The sequence below is a fragment of the Hyalangium ruber genome (assembly GCF_034259325.1).
GTDB classification, from domain to species: Bacteria; Myxococcota; Myxococcia; order Myxococcales; family Myxococcaceae; genus Hyalangium_A; species Hyalangium_A rubrum.
In genome coordinates this window covers 177,629-196,223 of record NZ_JAXIVS010000011.1, presented here as the reverse complement: position 1 = coordinate 196,223, position 18,595 = coordinate 177,629, and the positions used below count along the sequence as shown (strand labels likewise).

12 protein-coding genes are annotated in these 18,595 nt (G+C 67.7%); 5 read left to right on the top strand and 7 right to left on the bottom strand.

The features are described from left to right. Window positions 1–116: 116 nt before the first annotated feature. Window positions 117–3,896 (top strand): FAD-dependent oxidoreductase, encoded by a 3,780-nt coding sequence (locus tag SYV04_RS29020; RefSeq protein WP_321549193.1) that lies wholly within the window; start codon window positions 117–119, stop codon window positions 3,894–3,896. A 13-nt stretch (window positions 3,897–3,909) separates the two neighbouring features. On the opposite strand, the gene SYV04_RS29015 is transcribed toward SYV04_RS29020, so the two are convergent. Continuing rightward, window positions 3,910–4,593, bottom strand: a complete 684-nt coding sequence (locus SYV04_RS29015) for a hypothetical protein (RefSeq protein WP_321549192.1) — start codon at window positions 4,591–4,593, stop codon at window positions 3,910–3,912. A gap of 191 nt (window positions 4,594–4,784) precedes the next feature. On the opposite strand from SYV04_RS29015, the gene SYV04_RS29010 reads away from it, so the two are divergent. Together SYV04_RS29010 and cyaY are read left to right on the top strand one after the other, a co-directional pair. Beyond that, the gene (locus tag SYV04_RS29010; protein ID WP_321549191.1) at window positions 4,785–5,279 is read left to right on the top strand and encodes a SixA phosphatase family protein; all 495 of its coding nucleotides are present in this window, start codon (window positions 4,785–4,787) and stop codon (window positions 5,277–5,279) included. A 1-nt stretch (window position 5,280) separates the two neighbouring features. Further along, entirely contained in the window at window positions 5,281–5,613 is a 333-nt protein-coding gene (cyaY, locus tag SYV04_RS29005; protein ID WP_321549190.1) for an iron donor protein CyaY, read from the top strand. Here cyaY and SYV04_RS29000 read toward each other — a convergent pair. Genes SYV04_RS29000 through SYV04_RS28990 form a run of 3 tightly spaced genes read right to left on the bottom strand, consistent with a single transcriptional unit; the run spans window position 5,601 to window position 9,755 of the window. Next, window positions 5,601–7,817: a peptidase domain-containing ABC transporter gene (locus tag SYV04_RS29000; protein WP_321549189.1), complete on the bottom strand. Its 2,217-nt coding sequence runs from the start codon at window positions 7,815–7,817 to the stop codon at window positions 5,601–5,603. The genes cyaY and SYV04_RS29000 overlap by 13 nt on opposite strands. Continuing rightward, the gene (locus tag SYV04_RS28995; RefSeq protein WP_321549188.1) at window positions 7,807–8,757 is read right to left on the bottom strand and encodes an efflux RND transporter periplasmic adaptor subunit; all 951 of its coding nucleotides are present in this window, start codon (window positions 8,755–8,757) and stop codon (window positions 7,807–7,809) included. Before SYV04_RS28995 ends, SYV04_RS29000 begins: the two co-directional genes overlap by 11 nt. Further along, window positions 8,754–9,755, bottom strand: a complete 1,002-nt coding sequence (locus tag SYV04_RS28990) for an efflux RND transporter periplasmic adaptor subunit (protein WP_321549187.1) — start codon at window positions 9,753–9,755, stop codon at window positions 8,754–8,756. Before SYV04_RS28990 ends, SYV04_RS28995 begins: the two co-directional genes overlap by 4 nt. A gap of 243 nt (window positions 9,756–9,998) precedes the next feature. Between SYV04_RS28990 and SYV04_RS28985 the strand changes: the two genes are divergently transcribed. Continuing rightward, window positions 9,999–11,255 carry a radical SAM/SPASM domain-containing protein gene (locus SYV04_RS28985; RefSeq protein WP_321549186.1) on the top strand — a complete coding sequence of 419 codons (1,257 nt, stop codon included), beginning with the start codon at window positions 9,999–10,001 and terminating at the stop codon, window positions 11,253–11,255. A gap of 18 nt (window positions 11,256–11,273) precedes the next feature. On the opposite strand, the gene SYV04_RS28980 is transcribed toward SYV04_RS28985, so the two are convergent. Continuing rightward, on the bottom strand, window positions 11,274–12,815 hold the full coding sequence (locus SYV04_RS28980; RefSeq protein WP_321549185.1) for an MBL fold metallo-hydrolase: 1,542 nt from the start codon (window positions 12,813–12,815) through the stop codon (window positions 11,274–11,276). Window positions 12,816–12,946: 131 nt separating this feature from the next. Between SYV04_RS28980 and SYV04_RS28975 the strand changes: the two genes are divergently transcribed. Then, window positions 12,947–14,248: a class I SAM-dependent methyltransferase gene (locus tag SYV04_RS28975; RefSeq protein ID WP_321549184.1), complete on the top strand. Its 1,302-nt coding sequence runs from the start codon at window positions 12,947–12,949 to the stop codon at window positions 14,246–14,248. A gap of 25 nt (window positions 14,249–14,273) precedes the next feature. Here SYV04_RS28975 and SYV04_RS28970 read toward each other — a convergent pair whose 3' ends face one another. Continuing rightward, on the bottom strand, window positions 14,274–17,537 hold the full coding sequence (locus SYV04_RS28970) for a lantibiotic dehydratase (RefSeq protein ID WP_321549183.1): 3,264 nt from the start codon (window positions 17,535–17,537) through the stop codon (window positions 14,274–14,276). After that, window positions 17,534–18,580 carry an MvdC/MvdD family ATP grasp protein gene (locus tag SYV04_RS28965; protein ID WP_321549182.1) on the bottom strand — a complete coding sequence of 349 codons (1,047 nt, stop codon included), beginning with the start codon at window positions 18,578–18,580 and terminating at the stop codon, window positions 17,534–17,536. The genes SYV04_RS28970 and SYV04_RS28965 overlap by 4 nt, the downstream gene beginning before the upstream one ends. Window positions 18,581–18,595: the final 15 nt, after the last annotated feature.

The following is an 18,595-nucleotide window of genomic DNA, read 5'->3' as shown; positions in this document are numbered from 1 at the left end:
CCATCGCCTCGGCAGGGGGTAGGCCCTCCTGCACGCTTGCATTCCAGGCAGTGGCCCGCGAAATAGGCGCGTTTCAGGAGCCGTTTCCCAGGGTTCCTCCTTACACCACCAGTGACATGCGCCCCTTGACCGCCCTTCCGACCGACTCCGCTCCCACGTTGACCCTGGGCCTGCCTGGGTTCACCTTCGAGGACCTCTACCGTCCCCGCGGGCTGCGCCGGCTCTCGGAGCGCTTCGACGCCTGGCTCACCGAACACGAGCCCGAGCTCTTCCAGGCCTTCGAGGCCTACCGGAAGTCCGGTGGCACCAGCCCCTCGGGCCCCGCGGAGTCGGAGCTGCTCATCCGCGTCTCCCGCCACGTGTCCCGCTTCGTGGCCCGCCTCTTCAACCTCGACACGGAGACGGAGGGGCTGGCCAGCCGCCTGAAGGGCGAGCTGCCCCTGTTCGACTTCAAGCGCGACTTCATCACCCGTCGCGTCTTCAAGAAGGGCGCGCCGGACCGGCCCACGCTCGCGGAGTACCCCTCTCTGGACGCGCGGATGCGCCTGCTGCTGCAGCTCGGCTTCCCCGAGGACATGGCGCATGGCGACGTGGAGCGCGGCCTGGCCGAGTCCGTCCTCACGCTGATGGACCTGGAGCGCCTCTTCGGCGGCAGCCTCCCCGCTGAGCAGCAGTCGCGCGCCGAGGGCCTGCGCACCCGTTGGGCGGCCCTGCGCACCGCGCTGCTCTCCACGCCCGAGGGCCGGGAGGCCTTTGGCTCCAGCCTCGTCACCCAGGGAGACGACGCGGCGGAGCTGCAGTCCGTCCGCGCCCTGCTCTCGCTGGCGGACCGCTGGACGTACGCCCGTGCGCTGCACCCGGAGGCCAAGGAGCTGTTCCACGCCTGGCCCACGCACCGCGTGCCCAAGCCGCTGGTGTTCGACCAGCTCGTGCAGCTCCACCGCCCGGACCCGAACCTGCCCGAGGTGGCCGAGGGCCCCGAGCATCACCTGCGCCACCGGGATGGCTTCAAGCTCACGGACCGCCGGGGCACCCCGCGCGACGTGATGAACGAGGTGGACTACTGCGTCATCTGCCACGAGCGCGAGAAGGACTCCTGCTCCAAGGGCTTCAAGGCGAAGGACCCGGTGGCCGAGGGCCACAGCTTCAAGAAGAACCCGCTGGGCATCCCGCTCACGGGCTGCCCGCTCGATGAGCGCATCTCCGAGGCGCACGCCCTCAAGCGCGAGGGTAACTCCATCGCCGCGCTGGCGATGGTCGTCCTCGACAACCCGATGTGCCCGGGCACTGGCCACCGCATCTGCAACGACTGCATGAAGGCCTGCATCTTCCAGAAGCAGGAGCCGGTGAACATCCCACTGGCGGAGACGGCCACCCTCACGGACGTGCTGAACCTGCCCTGGGGTTTCGAGATCTACGGCCTGCTGACGCGCTGGAACCCCATCAACGTCCGCCGCCCGTACGCGCTGCCGTACCGGGGCCGCAACGTGCTCGTCGTGGGCCTGGGGCCCGCGGGCTACACGCTGGCGCACTACCTGCTCAACGAGGGCTTCGGCGTCACCGGCGTGGATGGCCTGAAGATCGAGCCCTTCGACGACGCGCTGGTGGGGCGCAACGGCAAGTCGCTGCAGCCCATCCACAACTGGAACGCCCTGACGCGCGAGCTGGACGAGCGCGTGCTGGAGGGCTTCGGCGGCGTGTCCGAGTACGGAATCACCGTGCGGTGGGACAAGAACTTCCTGACCCTCATCCACCTGACGCTGGCGCGCCGGGAGAACCTGCGCATCTACGGCGGCGTGCGCTTCGGTGGCACCCTGACCGTCGATGACGCCTGGGGGCTGGGGTTCGACCACATCGCCATCGCGGCGGGCGCGGGCCGCCCCACCATCATCGGGATGAAGAACAACCTCATCCGGGGCATCCGCAAGGCGAGCGACTTCCTCATGGCGCTGCAGCTCACGGGTGCCTTCAAGCGCGACTCGCTGGCCAACCTCCAGGTGCAACTGCCGGCCATCGTCATCGGCGGCGGCCTCACCGGCATCGACACGGCCACCGAGCTGGCGGCGTACTACCCGGTGCAGGTGGAGCGCACGATCGATCGGCACGAGAAGCTGGCCGCCGACATCGGCGAGGAAGCCATCCTCGCCCGGCTGGACGCGGAGGAGCGCGCCACCTACCAGACGTTCCTGGAGCACGGCCGCGCGGTGCGCGCCGAGCGTGAGCGGGCTCGCGCGGAGGGCCGTCACCCGAACTTCATCAAGCTGGTGCGCGACTGGGGCGGGGTGAGCCTCGTCTACCGCCGCAGCCTCACCGAGTCGCCCGCCTACCGCCTCAACCACGAGGAGGTGGTGAAGGCGCTCGAGGAAGGCATCCGCTTCATCGAGCGGATGAGCCCGACGGAGGCCCTGCCGGACGCCAGCGGCGCGGTGCGGGGCATCCGCTTCGAGCGGATGGTGACGAAGGAGGGTAAGCTCAAGGGCAGCGGAGAGTTCTTCGAGCTGCCCGCGCGCACCGTGTGCGTGGCGGCGGGTACCTCTCCCAACGTGACGTACGAGAAGGAGTACCCGGGCACCTTCCAGCTCGATGAGAACCGCGAGTACTTCCAGGGCTTCGAGCTGGTGGAGGCTGGGGAGAGCTTCGACCTCGCGCCGGTGCCGGCCAGCGAGGACCTGAACAGCAAGACGGGCTTCTTCACCTCGTACCGGAAGGACGGGCGCTTCATCTCCTTCTATGGAGACAACCACCCGACCTACGCGGGCAACGTGGTGAAGGCCATGGCCAGCGCCAAGGACGGCCACCCGGAGGTGTCCCACCTCTTCGCGCGGGAGCTGGCGGCGACGGACTTCTCGGATGAGTTGGCCCAGCGCAAGCGCGAGGAGAAGCTGACTGACCACTTCGCGAAGCTGGACGAGGCGTTCACCGCCACGGTGGTGGCCGTCAACCGCCTGACGCCCACCATCGTGGAGGTGGTGGTGCGGGCGCCCTTCGCGGCCAGCCACTTCGAGCCGGGCCAGTTCTACCGGCTGCAGAACTTCGAGCGGCAGGCCCCGCTGGTGGAGGGCACCCGGCTGACGATGGAGGGCCTGGCCCTCACCGGCGCGTGGGTGGACAAGGAGAAGGGGCTGATGGGCACCATCGTGCTGGAGATGGGCTCCTCCTCGCGCCTGTGCGCAGCGCTGCGGCCCGGCGAGCCCGTGGTGCTCATGGGCCCCACGGGGACGCCCACGGAGATCGGCCACAACGAGACGGTGGTGCTGGTGGGTGGAGGCCTCGGCAACGCGGTGCTCTTCTCCATCGCCCGCTCGCTCAAGGCCGCCGGCTGCCGCGTCGTCTACTTCGCCGGCTACCGCCAGAAGGTGGACAGCTTCAAGCAGGACGAGATCGAAGCCGGCACGGACCAGATCATCTGGAGCGTGGATGGCGGTGAGCTCATCGAGCCGCGGCGACCGCAGGACTCGGCCTTCCGGGGCAACGTCGTCCAGGCCATGATCGCCTACGCGGAGAACAAGCTGGGCCCCCAGCCGCTCATCGCCTTCAGCGAGGTGGACCGCATCATCGCCATCGGCTCGGACCGGATGATGCGCGCGGTGCAGCAGGCCCGCCACGGCGTGCTGCAGCCCTTCCTCAAGCCTGGGCACGAGGCCATCGGCTCCATCAACTCGCCGATGCAGTGCATGATGAAGGAGATCTGCGCCCAGTGCCTCCAGAAGCACGTGGACCCGCTCACGGGCAAGGAGACGTGGGTCTTCTCCTGCTTCAACCAGGACCAGAAGCTGGACCAGGTGGACTTCGTGAACCTCAACCAGCGCCTGCGCGGCAACACGGTGCTGGAGAAGGTGTCCGACGTCTTCCTGGCGCGGCTCCTCCAGAAGGTGCCTCAGCTCAAGCGAGTCTGAGGCGCCCCGCCGCCTACTTGCGACCGAAGGTGCTCAGCATGTCCTGGTAGTTCTTCGCCAGGTCCGCCTCGCGCGTGAGCACCATGTCCACGTTGGCGTCGCCGTGGGTACGCCGGGCCTCGGTGAGCTTCTGGAGCTCCTCGTTGCGCTCGCGCATGGTGGCCAGCTGCGGCGCCAGCTCCTCGCGCTGCTCCGGCGTCAGCTTCGCCTGCAGCTCCTCCAGCTTCTTCAGCTCCTCCTCGGACTGGAGCGCCTGGGCGAGCTGCCGCTGGCCCATGACGTCCGTCACCACCTCGGAGAGGCCGTTCACGTCCTGCTCGGAGAGCCCCGCTTCCTTGCGCGCGGCCTCCTCCGCCTTCGCCTTGCTCTCGATGAGCTTCATCGAGGCGTTGAGGTCGGCCTTCATGTCCGAGCCGCCGTCCTTCAGCCGACCCTGTACCCCGGCCATGTCCTTGAGGAGCGCGTCGTAGGCCTCCAGCAGCTTTCGCTGGTAGCCCACATAGGCGTCGAGCTTCTCCTTCGTCACCGTGTACGCGCCGGGGGCGAACTCCGCGCCTGGCTCCTCTGCCTGCTCGCCCTCTAGAGGAGCCTCCGAGGGCCGGGCTGCCTCCGCGGGACGGGGCGCTTCTGACGCCTGCTCCTTCTTGCAGCCTGAGAGAAACAGCGCTGCACACAGCACCCACAGCGACCGACGCATGCCCACTCCTGTCGGGTAATGCCTCCCGAGGCGGGCAGTATATGCTGCGCTCCGAGCGTGCGGGTTCGGCGCCTCCTCGCCAACCTGGCGGGGGGGATCCCCGGCACTGAACAATCGCCGCATTACCTTTGACCAACCCGGCCACGGTCGTGTACGAACCCCGGTTCGTTGTCGTGAGCGGTGGAGGGACTTTGAGGATTTTCCTGGTAAGGCACGGTGATGCGGACGCGGAGATCCCCGAGGGTCTCGGCGACGAGGCACGCGCCCTGACCGCGAAGGCCCGCGCAAATACCGCCCAGCACTTCGCCTCTTTGTCGGAGCGCATGGGCCCCGTCTCGCTGATCCTGACGAGCCCGCTGGTGCGCACGGTGCAGACGGCGCAGTTGCTCTCGTCGGTGGTCAAGCACGAGGGTCTGTTGCGAGCCCACCGGTGCCTGCTGCCGGACATGCCCGTGGGCGCCGTGGAGCCGGTCATCCACGAGCACTCGGACCAGAACCTCGTGCTGGTGGGGCATCAGCCCTCGATGGGAGCGCTGGCCGCTCACCTGCTGGGCATGCAGTCCTTCCCCAAGCCCGTGAACCCGGGCACCGTCATCGCCCTGGAGCGCGGCGAGGGGGAGACCCCGCAGATGAAGTTCCTGTTCTACGCCGCTCCTGGTCAGCCGGTGCTCGACGTCATCCAGTGAGATGATGGACGAGGCCCGCTACAACCAGCTCGTCGCCGCCGTCTTCAAGCGACTGCTCGCCGCCGCGGATGCCATCGATCCGGACGTGCTCGAGGCCGACAGCACCGGGGACATGCTCACCCTCACCGCGCCCTCGCGGGAGAAGTGCATCGTCAACACCCAGCGCGCCGTGCGGCAGATCTGGGTGGCTGGCAAGAGCCAGGGCATCCACTTCTCCTACGACGAGGCCACCGGCACCTGGAAGGACGACAAGGGCCGGGGGCTGGAGCTCTTCTCCTTCGTCGCGGACGTGGTGCGCGACATCAGCGGCGCGGAGCTCGCCTACCCAGGCTGAGCCGAGGACAGCTGCGCGGCCACCAGCTTGGCGTAGATCCCTCCTGCCGCCAGCAGCTCCTCGTGTGTGCCTCGCTCGCAGATGCGGCCCTCGTCCATGACCAGGATGAGGTCCGCGTCCCGAATGGTGCTCAGCCGGTGCGCGATGATGATGCGGGTACATTGGAGCTTCGCCAGGTTCTCCTGCACCGAGCGCTCGGTCGCGGCATCGAGGGCGCTGGTGGCCTCGTCCAGCAGGAGGATGCGCGGGTTGCGCAGCAGGGCACGCGCCAGCGCCATGCGCTGCATCTGCCCGCCTGAGAGAGAGGAGCCGTTCTCGGCCAATAAGGTGGCGTAACCCCCTGGAATCTGGCTGATATCGTCGTGGATGCAGGCCAGCTTCGCCGCTCGCATGACGTCATCCAGGGAGGCGGAGGCATCCCCCCCGGCGATATTGCTCCGAATGGTCTGCTGGAAGAGGAAGGGCTGCTGCGTGACGACGCCGCACTGGCGTCGCAGCTGGGACAAGTCGTACTCACGGATGTCCACGCCGTCGAAGCGGACCGTCCCCTCCTCCGGAACGGAGAGGCCAATCAACAGCCGGGCCAGGGTCGTCTTCCCCGAGCCCGAGCGCCCCACGATGGCCACGAACTGCCCGGGCTCGATGCGCACGGACACGTTGCGCACCACATAGGGCGAGAAAGTGCCGTACCGGAAGCTCACGTTCTCCAGCTCCACCCGGCCCTGCAGCTTGGGGGGCTCCTTGAGCCCTCCCGGACTCTGTTCTGGCTTGGCCAGGAAGGCATCCTGGATGCGATCCAGATGCGCGCGGACATAGTTGAGTTCAACGGCGGTGCTGACGAACGACCCCAGCGGCGTAAGGAACCCCACCGCGAGCGCGAAGAGCCCCAGCATCATTCCCAGGGAGAGCTGCCCGTTGAGCACGAGGTGCGAGCCGTAGCCCAACACCACGAGCGGAGAGCCGTACTGGACTGCCCGGAGGAAGCCATCCAGCAAGCTCTCGATCTTACCGCGGTGGAGCTGGGCGTTGAGCAGCTCAGTGAAGCGGTCCGACCACTGCTGCAGCGCCTGGAACTCCCCTCCCATCGCCTTGAGGGTCTCGATGCCCCGCATCATCTCCGCGGCCAGCGCGGAGGCTCGCCCCTGAAGGTAGAGCTCGGAGTCCAGCAACTGCTTCCGGGTCCGGAGCGACAGCACCAGGCAGAGCACCTGGAGCAGCCCGAGTCCCAGGACGAGGAGCCCCGCGGAGGCGTCAACGAGGACGAGCACTCCCAGATAGAGCAGGGTGAAGAGGCCATCCAGCAGGGAGGCCACCACGGTCGCCGAGAGCGTGTTCTGGATGTGGGTGGTGCTCTGGAGCCGCTCGTGAAGGTCGCCGACCGAGCGCACCTGGAAGAAGGAATAGGGCAGGCGTAACAGCCGATCCATGAACTCCAGCTTGAGCCCCAGACTCATGCGTATCCGGAGATAGAGCACGAGGAACTGCCGGACCCAGCCTGTCGCCAGGTGAAAGCAGAAAAGGATGGCCGCGCCTCCCATGAAGAGGAGGAACAGCTCGTGGTCCGCCCGGGGAAGGATGCGGTCCACCACCACGGTGGTGTAGGCGGGGACGAACAGCGCCAGCAGCTGCAGGAGGATGGAGACCACCATGAGCCGGCCGAGCGTCCCCGAGCTCACGACCAGGTGCTGGATGATGTCCCAGGGGCTGCGCGTGGCCTTGGCTGGCCGGAGCGCCTCGGTGGGCTCGAAGAGGATGCCGACCCCCGACAGGGAGCGACGGACCTGCTCGAGCGGCACCTTCCTGCGCCCCACCGCCGGGTCGACGACCCGGATGCCGTCCTCCTCGTGCCGCTCGAACACGACATAGTGGTTGAGATCCCAGTGGAGGATGGTTCCGGGCTCGAGGAACTCCAGGTCCTTGATGTCCAGCGCCACGCCCCGTCCGCGGAGTCCGAACAACCGGCCCGTCTCCAGCAGATCCCGTGCGGACACGCCTGCCCTGTCCGGGGTGACCGCCTCTCGCAGCTCCTCGAGCGAGGTGGGCCGGCCCAGATAGGAGAGCACCATGGCCAGCGAGGCGAGGCCGCACTCGTTCCCGCTGTTCTGCTGGATGACAGGGATGCCGCGCGCCCCCTGCATCAGCCGCTTCAGCGCGGGAAACCGCTCGACGAGCGCAGCCAGACCGTGGTCGGACTCATCCCTCATTCGAGAACAGCTCCCTCAGCCAAGGAAACATCACCAGGATGATGCGCTCACGACGCACGGGGATGTCGGCGCGGCCCATCATCCCGTCGTAGAACCGCAGTTGCAGCCCATCCGCCACGAAGGACGTCTCCTCGAGCGAGGCAGTCACCATCACCTGGGGGCCAGAGAACTCGACGGCGTCCGCCATCTCGGGCCCCAGGACGCGGCGCACCTCCGCGGGCCCGAGGATGACATTGCCCACCTCGCTCGTCACCAGGGAGTGGTAGTTGTAACGAAACCCGGCGAGCTCGAACCGCAGGGGACTGCCCGGCTGCAGATAGGGGCGCTGGTGGCCGGGAAGCAGGGCCACCACCGAGAACCGCGTGCTCTCCCCCGCGACGGTCAGCGCGACTTCACCTGGGGTGAGGTGCTGTCCCGGACGGACGCGCACATCCGAAACGACACCGGCCGAGGATGCCCGAAGCGTCCGTTCCTCCAACAAGGCCCGAGAGGCTTCTCGCTGCCCGGCCAGCGTGGCGAGCGCCTCGCGAGCGATGGCGTTCTCCGGCCTGCTCAGCGTCTTCATGAGCTGGACCTGGTACTCGCGCTCGAGCCGCTCATGCTCCGCCTGCTCGTCACCCGCATGCAGGCGCACCAACGGCTGCCCGCGTTGGACCTCGTCCCCCGGTGAAACGAGGACCGCTACCACCATCCCCTCCCGGCTCGCGGCCACGGGGATGAGCCCTTGCGCCCGGACCATCGAGGGGCCCGTGGCATATTGGTTCAGCCGGCCGAACACGAGCACCACGGCCGCCACCAGGAACGCCACCGCCAGGAGCCAATAGGTGTATCCCAGCCAGGCCGGGGACAGCCGCACCACCTGTCCAGGTGCGCTCTCACCCGCATAGAAGGCCTGCAGCGCCTCCTCGCGGTAGAGCTTCTTTTGAGGGCCGGCTGTCACTGGGCCGTCTTCTCCTCGAGCTGCTTGCCTGCCACGGCGCTCTGCTCGGGCTGAAGCTGTACGGCCGGCCCCGCCTCCAGCTCCGGAGCGCCAGGTGACGGCAGCATGACTTGAACCGGTGTCCCGACCCACAACGCGGCCCCTGGCCAGGAAGGCAAGGGCGCGCTGGCCTCGACGAACACCTGGCGCGAGGCAATGTCGACCTCGGGCCACACCGTCTCGACAGTGGCCTGGATGCGGGTGTCAGGAGTAGGCCCCAGCACCTCGACCCGCGCTCCAGGCTGGAGCCGGCCGGCGATGTGCTCCGGCGCCGCGAAGCGGACGCGGAACTTCTCCTCCTGCAGGAGGAGCCGGATGACCGCTTGCCCCTCCCCCACCTGTCCTCCGACGGGGACGAGGACCGCCGCCACCTGACCGCCAAAGGGCGCGCGAAGCTCCATGTATCCCAGGCGGAGGGACAGCAGTTCCACACGGGCGGACTGCTCGGCCACACGCGCGGACGAGATGGCCACCTCGGTGGAGGCCAGCTCCTCCTGAAAAGTCACGTTCTCGAGCTCCGCGCGGGAGACCTGCTCTCCGAGCACCTTCACGCGCTCCACTTCCACGCGCGTCTGCCGCTGCCGGATCTCCGCCTTGCGAAGCTCTGCCTGCTGCGCGATCAACTGCGCGTGTGCCACCTTCAGCTCCTGGCGCGCCTGCAGGACATCGAGTGCGGCCAGCACCTGGCCCTGCTTGACGCGATCTCCCACCCGGACGCGCACCTGCTCGAGCCGCCCCGCTTGCTGGAAAGCCAGGCTCACATCGGTCGAGGCGACGACCACGCCCACGAACAGCTCCGCCGACTCCGGAGGCCTGGGCGGAGCGGTGGATACCCCGCTGCGCTCGGGCCTTCGCACCTCGTCCCCGTCACTGAGACGGTCAACGCCCCAGGCCAATACGGCCGTGCCTGCCCCCAGGGCGAGCAGGCGGACGATCGAGGGGCGGAGGCTACGTCTCATGGCGCGCTGTGGAGTACCCGAGCCCTGACGTGCATCACGGCGAGGGCCGCGTCTCCGTCGTGCTCGGCCCACGCAGCTTAGTCAAGGGCCACGGACCTGTCCACGACTCGGCCCGCGTCCTCGCGGCAATGCCTTGACTGGGTACACCACCCCTCATGTATGGATGAACCCCCTCATGCCCTGAGTCTGGCCCGTTGCATCGTGTCGACTTCGCTGGGACCTCGAGGCGCGGGAGTTGCGTTCATGGGCAGCAGTGGCACTGGCTTCATCGTATCGCCCTACCTCGTCTCCATTGACGACACCGTCGTGGACGATTGGGCCTTGAGACGTGCGCCGCTTGCCGGACAAGGCATGTTCTACGACCTGCTGGCGATGCGGCTGGTGGTGACGTCTCGCGAGGACAAGCGCCAGCTCGAGCGGTTGCGCCGCAATCCCGGGGAGGTCGCCGCGCTCGCGGTGGCGTCGCCCGAGACCTTCCAGCGCCTTGCCACTCGCGAGGTCCTGCTGCCGGAGTCCGAAGCGTTCCGTCGGCATCGGTACACCTGCGTCGAGATCGAGATCAACCGCCACTGCAACTTCCGCTGCTCGTTCTGCCCGGTCGAGGCCGCCCCCAAGCCCAAGGCCTTCATGAGCCCGGAGCTCTACGCGCTCGTCGTCGATCGGGTCCGGGAGTATGGGGCGCCGTCCATCTCGTTGAACCACTACTCCGAGCCCACGCTCGACCCCACGCTGCTGGAGCGTGTGCGGCTCGCGAAGGAGCACGGGCTGCAGGTGCGTCTGCACACCAACGCCAGCCTCCTGAACGCGGAGAAGATCCGAGCCCTGGCGGAGTTCGGAAACATCCACCTCGTCATCAACCTGCCCTCGGTCGACCGTGCCGAGTACGAGCGCATCACTGGAGCGAAGCTCTTCGACCGGGTCCTCGCGAACCTGCGCACCATTCATGAGCACGGCCTCCCGGCGCGGCTGTCGATCAACTCCCCACGCGAGTCCGCGGACGAGAACGTCCGGCGCATCAACGAGATGTTCGCCACGATGTTTGGCGACTCGGTCGCATGGCCGACGGACAATCGCGCCGGGCTGCTCCAGAAAGAGGAGTACGCGGCCGAAGTGGAGCACCTCGGCCTCCTCTCCGGCTGCACGTACGCGCTCAACCAGCTCAACATCGCGCACGATGGCAAGGTGTTCCTGTGCTGCCAGGACTTCAACCAGGAGTACGTGTTCGGGGACATCCGGCAGCAGAGCCTGCGTGAGATCGCGGAGAGCGACCGCATGGTGCAGCTCCGGCGCTGGATCTTCGGCCATGAGAAGCCCCCCGAGCGCTTCATCTGCTCGCAGTGCTCGTGGACCACTTCCCTGAAGGCCGAACCCGGACCGCTCAACGTCGGCTCCGACGCGCGCCGCACCCAGCGGCTGCCTCGGGCCGGCAGCCATCCGATGCCACCCTGGCCCATCGCCTGGGCGGTCGAGGCCCCCAGGGTGGAGGCGTCCGCGGGGTAGTGCGTGCTCCCCGAGCCCTCAACCGTCGATGCGGATGGGCTGTCCGTAATGGGCCGGCAGGAGCCTGGGACGGGTACATGACCGCGCCAACTCCTGCTCCAGCCGCTCCAGGTCCGTGATGCTCATGGAGTTGATCGGGATGTAGAGCGGATCGCCCGGCAAGAGGCGGAACCAGGGCGCCGAGCCTCGGGCATACGGAAAGAAGTGCTGAAGGTTGGCACGGCGAGCCAGCCGCTCCAGCTGGGCATAGGACACGTTCGTGACCTGCACGGGCTGGAACATGCTCCAGAGTGGCGCGTACCACGAGTAGAGCCGCGCATCGTTGTACAGCTCCGTCGAGGTCAGTCCGTCCCGCCAGCCCGGCCCGGTCTTGCGTTCCAACGGAGCACCGGCCAACAGCGTCAACGGTCTGGCCGTCCCGCCGAGGCGCGAGCTCAGGAACTCCTCCTCCTCGCGCGCGAGGCGCGAGTCGGCGAGGCAGGCGAGCGCGGAGCGCTCCGTCTCCAGGAGATAGCAGTTCCACGTATGAGGGAGCGCGGGCGGCATCTCGCCGCGGAACGGGAACGCCGTGACGCGAATGCCTCCAAGCTCCAACGTCTCGCCATGCGCCAGCACGCGGATTTGACGCTCGGGGCCGAGCACCTTGCGAATGAGCCCTTCCAGATCCACCTCCCAGGGGTGCTCGGGAGAGCGCCGGGGAACGACGATGGGGACGTCATCCGGAAGGGTCATCAGGACGCCAAGATCGATGTGATCGACGTCCTGGTGTGTGATGCACACCGCGTCTGGCAGGGGCAGCTCGTAGGGCGCGAGCTGTGGCGCGCCGGGACCGTAGGGCTCGAACAGACGTGCCTCGGCATGGCTCGGTGAGAAGACGCGCCCGAACTCGTCCTGCTTCCACACCATGTGAGGAGACAGGAGCGGATCGATCCAGACGGTCTTTCCCCCGGACTGAAAGAGCGCCGAGGCGTGACCGAGCCAGGTAAAGCGATCGCCGCGTCCGGCCTGGAACTGGGGAGCGGTGCGCTCCTCGGCTGAGCCCAACTCCTCGAGCACGCGCCGGGCAATCAGTCGATCGAGCATCGCTTCGAGGTTGGCGACGTCGCCGCCAGCAACCGTCGTGAGCGCCTGGCGTGAGGCCCCCGATCGGAGCGCCGCGAGCAGGCGAGCCACGACCGGCGTTGCCTTGCCCGTGGACAGCGTGACTGTCGACTGCGGCGTGCGCAGGCGCCCATCCGGAAACGCCACGGCGAGCCGGTCGACATCGAGTGACAGGCCATCGCGTGCGTGGGCTCTTTCCCTGGCAACGAGCTTGCCGCGCACATGGGTGAGGTCCACGAGGCTCCGCGCGAAGGGAATGCGGTCGTAGACGTCCAACACCTGCTCGATAGAGGGCCGAGCCCCCTCCGAGCCACGCGTCTTGTTCAGCAGCAGGTTGAGATACTCGACCAGCCCTTCGAGATACTGGAGCCGCTCTGGCGCCTCCTGCATGTTCTGGGGCACCAGCTTGCTCGAGCCGTGCAGGAGCTGTGGCAGTGAGTACGAAGACAGGCGAAGCACGCCGCGTCTCCGTCTGCGATCTTCTCGTTGCGTGCGGTTCATCAATCGTCCAGCCCGCCCGATTCGCCTTCGACAAGGGGGCAGGGCTCTCCAGTTGCCACTCCTGATACGCGGATGCAATATGCGCCGCCATGCGTGCGGCACGCCGTCGGCAATCAGCAGAGCCCCAGACGATTACCTCCCTCATCGGTGAGCTCTACACCCAATACCCATTCCCTCGAGTCACGGCCCTGCACCGGGTCGAGCCGGTCCACTTCCATCTCAATCGGATGAACTACCAGCTCGGGCGTCGCCGCGAGGATGCGCTGCGTCCCGACTCACGCATCTGGGTGGCCGGCTGTGGGACCGAGCAGTCGATCCTCACGGCGCTGCGCTTCCCCGAGGCGACGATCCTCGCGACAGATCTGTCGCCGCGCTCACTGGAGGTGTCCAAACGCCTGGCGGGGCAGCTGGGCATCAAGAACGTCGAGTTCCAGCACCAGAACCTGCTGGAGTCGACGTTCCGCGACGACTTCGACATCATCTTCTGTACCGGCGTGCTCCCCGTCCTGGAGGACCCGCTGAAGGGGATGCGGTTGCTACGGCAGGCGCTCCGGAGCGGCGGCGCGGGCCTCATCATGGCGTACAACGAGCAGCACCGGCATTTCTTCCGGCAGTTCCAGCGCGCGGTCGAGACACTGGCGGGCGGACCGCGCAACCTGAAGCGCAAGCACGAGCTGGCCATGCAGCTGCTGCGCGCGGTACGCGCCTCCGACAAGTGCGGAGGGATGGCCCAGACGCTGCGGATGCTTGGCAATGTCGAGGATGACATCCCCACGTTCGCCGACACGCTGCTGCAACCCTACGAGATCGCCTACGACATCGACTCGCTGTACGCGCTGGTGACCGATGCGGGGCTGCGCCTGTCCTGGCCGACGCCGCACGTGTGGGACCTGGCACGCTACGTCGACGACCCCGCGCTCCTCGCCGCGTGGCGCAAGCTCGATGCGCGGGAGCAGCAGCGAGTCGTCAACCTGCTAGCGGCCGAGCGCGCGCCGTTCTTCGGCTTCTATGTCGAGCATGCGGACAGACCCGCGCCCAAGCCCTACTCCAAGGCGGAGCTGCGAGGCATGCGGCTCATGCACCGCACGCGGCACACCGTCTATGAGATCCAGGACGAGCGCGTCGTCGCCACGCATGAGAGCCGCCCGTACCAACGCTCCCGCGACAGGCTCGTCGAACCGCCGCTGCTACGCCGCCTGACCCCGACGCGCAATGAGACCTGGGTCCTTCCCGCGGATGTAGAGCCGGTGCTCGAAGCGTGTGATGGAACCCGCACGGCGGGGAAGATCGCGGCGGCATTCGCCGATCGCTACTCCTCCGAAGAGGTGATGACGCTGCTCTCGCAGCTGCTCTCGCCGCGCATCGGACTGCTCGCTCCCGTGTTCCAGTAGAGGCACGCTGGGTAGGGGCAACCCCCTACCCCCTCGGCCTCGAACGAGCAGACTGGGAGTCGTAGAAGCGACTCAGGAAGTCGTAGAGCACCAGCTCCTGCTCCCTGGCGTGGGCCCGCAGGAGCCGGTTGGTGAACATGTGCATGTAGCTGCTGGTGAGCTCCTCGAGGGACACGGAGAGATGTCCCGAGCGGGCGCGTTCCCGTAGCCGGGAGACGATGGGCGCGATTTGGGCGCCACGCCGGTCGAGGAACTCCATCCCGCCACGGAGCAAGGCGGGCGGCCCCCCAGAGGGCGCCAGCAGCTCCTCGATGGTGCGGCGCTCACGCCGGTATCGCATTCCCAGTCGGTGCTCGAACTCAGGGGGTAGCTTGAAGAGCGCTCCCAATTGCTCGCGCGCGGTCCGGACCACGGCATGCCGCTCTTGGGAGTCGAGTTCGAGATCGAGCAAGAGCCGATGGATGCCATAGAGCGCGAGCTGCCACCGCACGCGGAGCCCCAGCTCGCCCGGCATCGCCTCTAGAACGGCCACGACCGCCTCGCTGTCCGCATGGAACAGGGACTCGGCAAGGAGCGTCCCCTCGAGGCCACCGTACCGCTCGACTTCGCGCTCATACGTGTCGAGCTGGACACGGTGGAGGGTGCCCGCCTCGATCAATGGCGCGAGCGCATCGTGAAGGGCTGGGAGTACCTCGAACGCGAGTCGGCGCGGCGAGCCGTGCAACCGCAGCCGGACGTGCCAGTCCGGATCCGCGTACCGGATGAAGAACCATTGGTCGGCCGCCCCCGAGGCCAGCGCACCCCTCGCGATCGGGGCCACCACCTTCCGGAGCACGTCATCCGCGCTCGAGCGTCCTGTGTACAGCTTCGCGAAGAGCCACTCCGAGCCCGGTGCGAAAGTACGTGAGGAGGGCGACACCCGCGCGCCTGAAGGGCGAGGGGCAAGGGGGACGCTGGGAGACCGCTGCCGGACGAAGGGCACGAGAAGCTCGTGGACGAACCTGCCCTCCGGCCCCACCACGCAGAGGTGTTCAGGGTCGGGAAACATCTCGAAGAACGCCGCGCGCTGGACATCCCCCAGGAGCTGAACGGCATTCTCGACGCAGAGGGCGTTGTCCAAGTCGACCGGGAAGAAGTCGGTGCCCTCCGAGAAAGTGACGTAGCGCGGCATCCCCAACCCCGCCCTTAGACGCTGCAGGCGCTCGTACCGCACCGCCCCTCGCGCTTCGAAGATAGGGCGCCACTCCTCTGGCTGTAGAATCCAGCGCGCGCGCGACAGCACGAGGCGGCCCGACACCACCCGGGGCAAGAACGCCGCGTGCCGGAGCGCTCCCCAGTTCCACCGCAGGTTGGACGCCTGTGCCTGCTCCTGAAGCATCCCTAGGAACCTGTAGAGACGGAAGAGCCTCTGGTCGCGGAAGTTGTGCGCGCACGTCAGTCGCGGAATGACCTCGCGGCCGAGTCGCTCCGAGCGCAGCACGAACCGCCCCTGCTCCACCGACAGCCACAGCTCACCGACCGAGATCTGCCGCTCCTCCGGTACGCCGGACCTGGAGAGGTAGGGAATCTCGTGCGAGCGCAGCGTCGGCCGCAGCACGACGTTGCCGACGCGGCTATCTCCGAGGAAGGCAATCTCGGCGAACACCGCGTCCGGCCGTAGCGCCTCCTCCGACCGAAGGTGGCGCTCGACGTGCTGGGTCAGCTCCGGGTCCGCGTGGCAGAAGCGTCCCAACAGGGTCGCTCCGGAGGGGCCGTAGACGCTCTCGATGAGGAGCTGGAAGTCCCCTTGCGCCAGCGCCTCCTGGGAGCGCGCCGCGAGCGCGGCATGAACCGAGAACGCATCAGGCAGCGGCAGCCGACCAGGAGTCTCGAGCGCAGCAAGGTCCGCTTCCGTGAACTCGATCTGCCGCGCCCCACTGACCCGCGCACTCTCGAACTTGCGCAGGAGCACGGCTTCTCGCTGGTTGGCCGGCACGAGCTCATCCGGCTTGGACTCCGGGAAGGGAAGGTCGGCGAGCAGCTGAGCCGCGTCATGACGCAGATGCTGAGCCGAATCGATGCCGAACCCGCCGTCCTCGTCGAGCGCCTCCATGAGGGGAACAGCCCGATCACCGTACCGACGCACGAACTCCGCCCGAAGGCCTCCAAGCCCATCCGTCTGCGCTGAGCGGGAGATGCGGTACAGCAGGTGGACACCGCGGCTCATCTCATCGAGCACCTGCCGGCCCAGCGTCGCTCCCGCTCCCGGCTTGTGCATATCCACTTGCAGCGTCTGAGCCTGCCCGGGGTCGCCAGGCAGCTCCAGGAGCGACGCCGCGATGGCCTGATACCGCTCAGAAGAAGCGCCCGGCCCGGAGGCATTCAGCTCCGAGAGCATCTGGCGCACGCGCACCAGCCGCGGCAAGGCCTCATGTTCTTTCGACAACGCCTCGAGGCGGCCAATGAGGTGGTCGAGTGGCTCGGTCCCGGTCGCTGAGAGCGCAAGCTCCGACTGGAGTACCTGCCGGCGGATCAGCTCGTCGACATACGCCTCCGCCTCACCCTGCTCTACCTCATGTTCCTGCTCGAGCGCGGCAGCCAGCGCTGCTCGGCTCGCACCGCGGGCCGCTCGCGCCAGAACGGTCCGCAACGGAGGCGTGGAGCGGATGCCCACCTCGCGGTGCGTCCACGCGACACCCGTGCAACGCGCCTCGATGTACTGCAGCCGGTCGGCGGAGTGGGAGGAGACCGTGGTGTTCGGGTGGTACCGCAAAACCGCCTGGAGCCGAGCGTCCTGGGCCAGAGTGTCCGCCAAGGCCATCGCATGGTCCGTGTCCAGCCGGACCTTGCGACGATAGCCATCCCTCCCAACCATGGAGAGTCGTGTCTCCGCGCCGATGACGCCCACCGACATTCCGGCGAAGAGTCCGAAGGGCGTAGGCCTCCCCATCATCCGGGAGAAGTATCGGACCAGGGCGCGTTCGACCTTGGTCCCGCGCTCACTGCCTGGGTTGTCCCTCCAGTCACCGAGCTGCGCATACAGGGAGGGCGAGGCCACGAAGATGGCCTCATCCAGCTCGGGGCGAGCAAGGAGCTGCCGCAGCCGGGAGCGCAGACGCTGCCGGTCCGCTTCGAGCGCGAACTCCAGCCGGGTCAGCTCTCCCGTCGTGCTCGGCGCTTCCAGTCCTTCGCCCCAGCGCTGGAACTCATCGAAGGCCAGGACCGGCGTACGGAAGACGAAGAACTCCGAGACCAGGGCCCCTGGCGTCGCGGCTCCCGAGGGCGGCTTGTCGCTGTCTGAATGGCTCATCGCTCGAGTTCGCTGAGGTATCGGAGGGTGTCATCGGGTGTTACGCGCCGCTCGGGCATCGAGTCGACGTAGTCCGTCGTCCCCTGGAGGAGCATCTCCGTGAGGTTGTCCAGCAACGGCTGCCGGGTCTCCCGCTCGATCCACAGCCACTGTCCCGCCGGATTGATCTCGAGGAGGACATAGTCCCCATCCGGGGTGAGAATGAGATCGAGCGCCCCGAAGGCGAGCCCCAGGCTCCGTGTGAAGGCACGGCACCGCTCCTCAATAGCTGGAGGGAGTTCGTGCGCCCTGAACTCGAGCCCACGATCCTGCCCTCGCCTCCAGTCCACTCGGCTCTCCTCGACCTGCTGAGAGTCGACGAGCGTCGCGAAGACCTTCCGGCCGATGACATTGACCCGAAGCTCGGAGCGCTTCGGGATGTACTCCTGGAACAACCCGGGAGCAGCCACCAGCCGCTCGACCTCGGCCAGGTGTCGCGGCGTCAGCTTCGTCGTGTACAGGACCCGCCCATTCTGGAGAACACCGGGAATGGCGACCCCCGAGACCAGCTTGTAGATGACCTCTCCGCCACAGCTCCGGTAGAACGCCTGAAGCTCCTGCGGGTCGTTGGTAAGCAAGGTTCGGGGCACGCGGAACCCGAGCGCGGAGGCCACTTCGAGCTGGTGGACCTTGGAGAGCGCCAGCTCTCGCTCGTGCCAGGGGGGGTTGACCCAGAACCGATCTTCCAGGTGAAGGAAGAGCGCCCTGAGCCCCTCTCCGGTCTCTTGTTGGCTCTCCAGAACGAGCTGGGGGTCGAGCCCCGCCGGGTATTGCATGGGCTTGGGCTTTCGATGCCACACCGCCCGGATGTCATCGAGGGCGATCGTCTCCCCTCCCCTCCCCAGCGTGCCGCGCGGCCGGGCTCCTCCGGGCCGGAACGCCATCTCGAGCGTCGGGGGATGATCGTCGATGTACCACGTGCGGAAGGCCACGCCCTTCTTCTCGAAGGCACGCTCCGCGGCCAGCGCGTGTGCATCGCCTCTGCTGGTGACGATCAGGATCATGATCGATGAATTCGA

Excerpts from the sequence above, each read along its gene's own strand:
- SYV04_RS29020 (WP_321549193.1), top strand. The coding sequence starts at position 117 with ATGCGCCCCTTGACCGCCCTTCCGACCGACTCCGCTCCCACGTTGACC.
- SYV04_RS29015 (WP_321549192.1), bottom strand. The coding sequence starts at position 4,593 with ATGCGTCGGTCGCTGTGGGTGCTGTGTGCAGCGCTGTTTCTCTCAGGC.
- cyaY (WP_321549190.1), top strand. The coding sequence starts at position 5,281 with ATGATGGACGAGGCCCGCTACAACCAGCTCGTCGCCGCCGTCTTCAAG.
- SYV04_RS29000 (WP_321549189.1), bottom strand. The coding sequence starts at position 7,817 with ATGAGGGATGAGTCCGACCACGGTCTGGCTGCGCTCGTCGAGCGGTTT.
- SYV04_RS28990 (WP_321549187.1), bottom strand. The coding sequence starts at position 9,755 with ATGAGACGTAGCCTCCGCCCCTCGATCGTCCGCCTGCTCGCCCTGGGG.
- SYV04_RS28985 (WP_321549186.1), top strand. The coding sequence starts at position 9,999 with ATGGGCAGCAGTGGCACTGGCTTCATCGTATCGCCCTACCTCGTCTCC.
- SYV04_RS28975 (WP_321549184.1), top strand. The coding sequence starts at position 12,947 with ATGCGTGCGGCACGCCGTCGGCAATCAGCAGAGCCCCAGACGATTACC.
- SYV04_RS28970 (WP_321549183.1), bottom strand. The coding sequence starts at position 17,537 with ATGAGCCATTCAGACAGCGACAAGCCGCCCTCGGGAGCCGCGACGCCA.
- SYV04_RS28965 (WP_321549182.1), bottom strand. The coding sequence starts at position 18,580 with ATGATCCTGATCGTCACCAGCAGAGGCGATGCACACGCGCTGGCCGCG.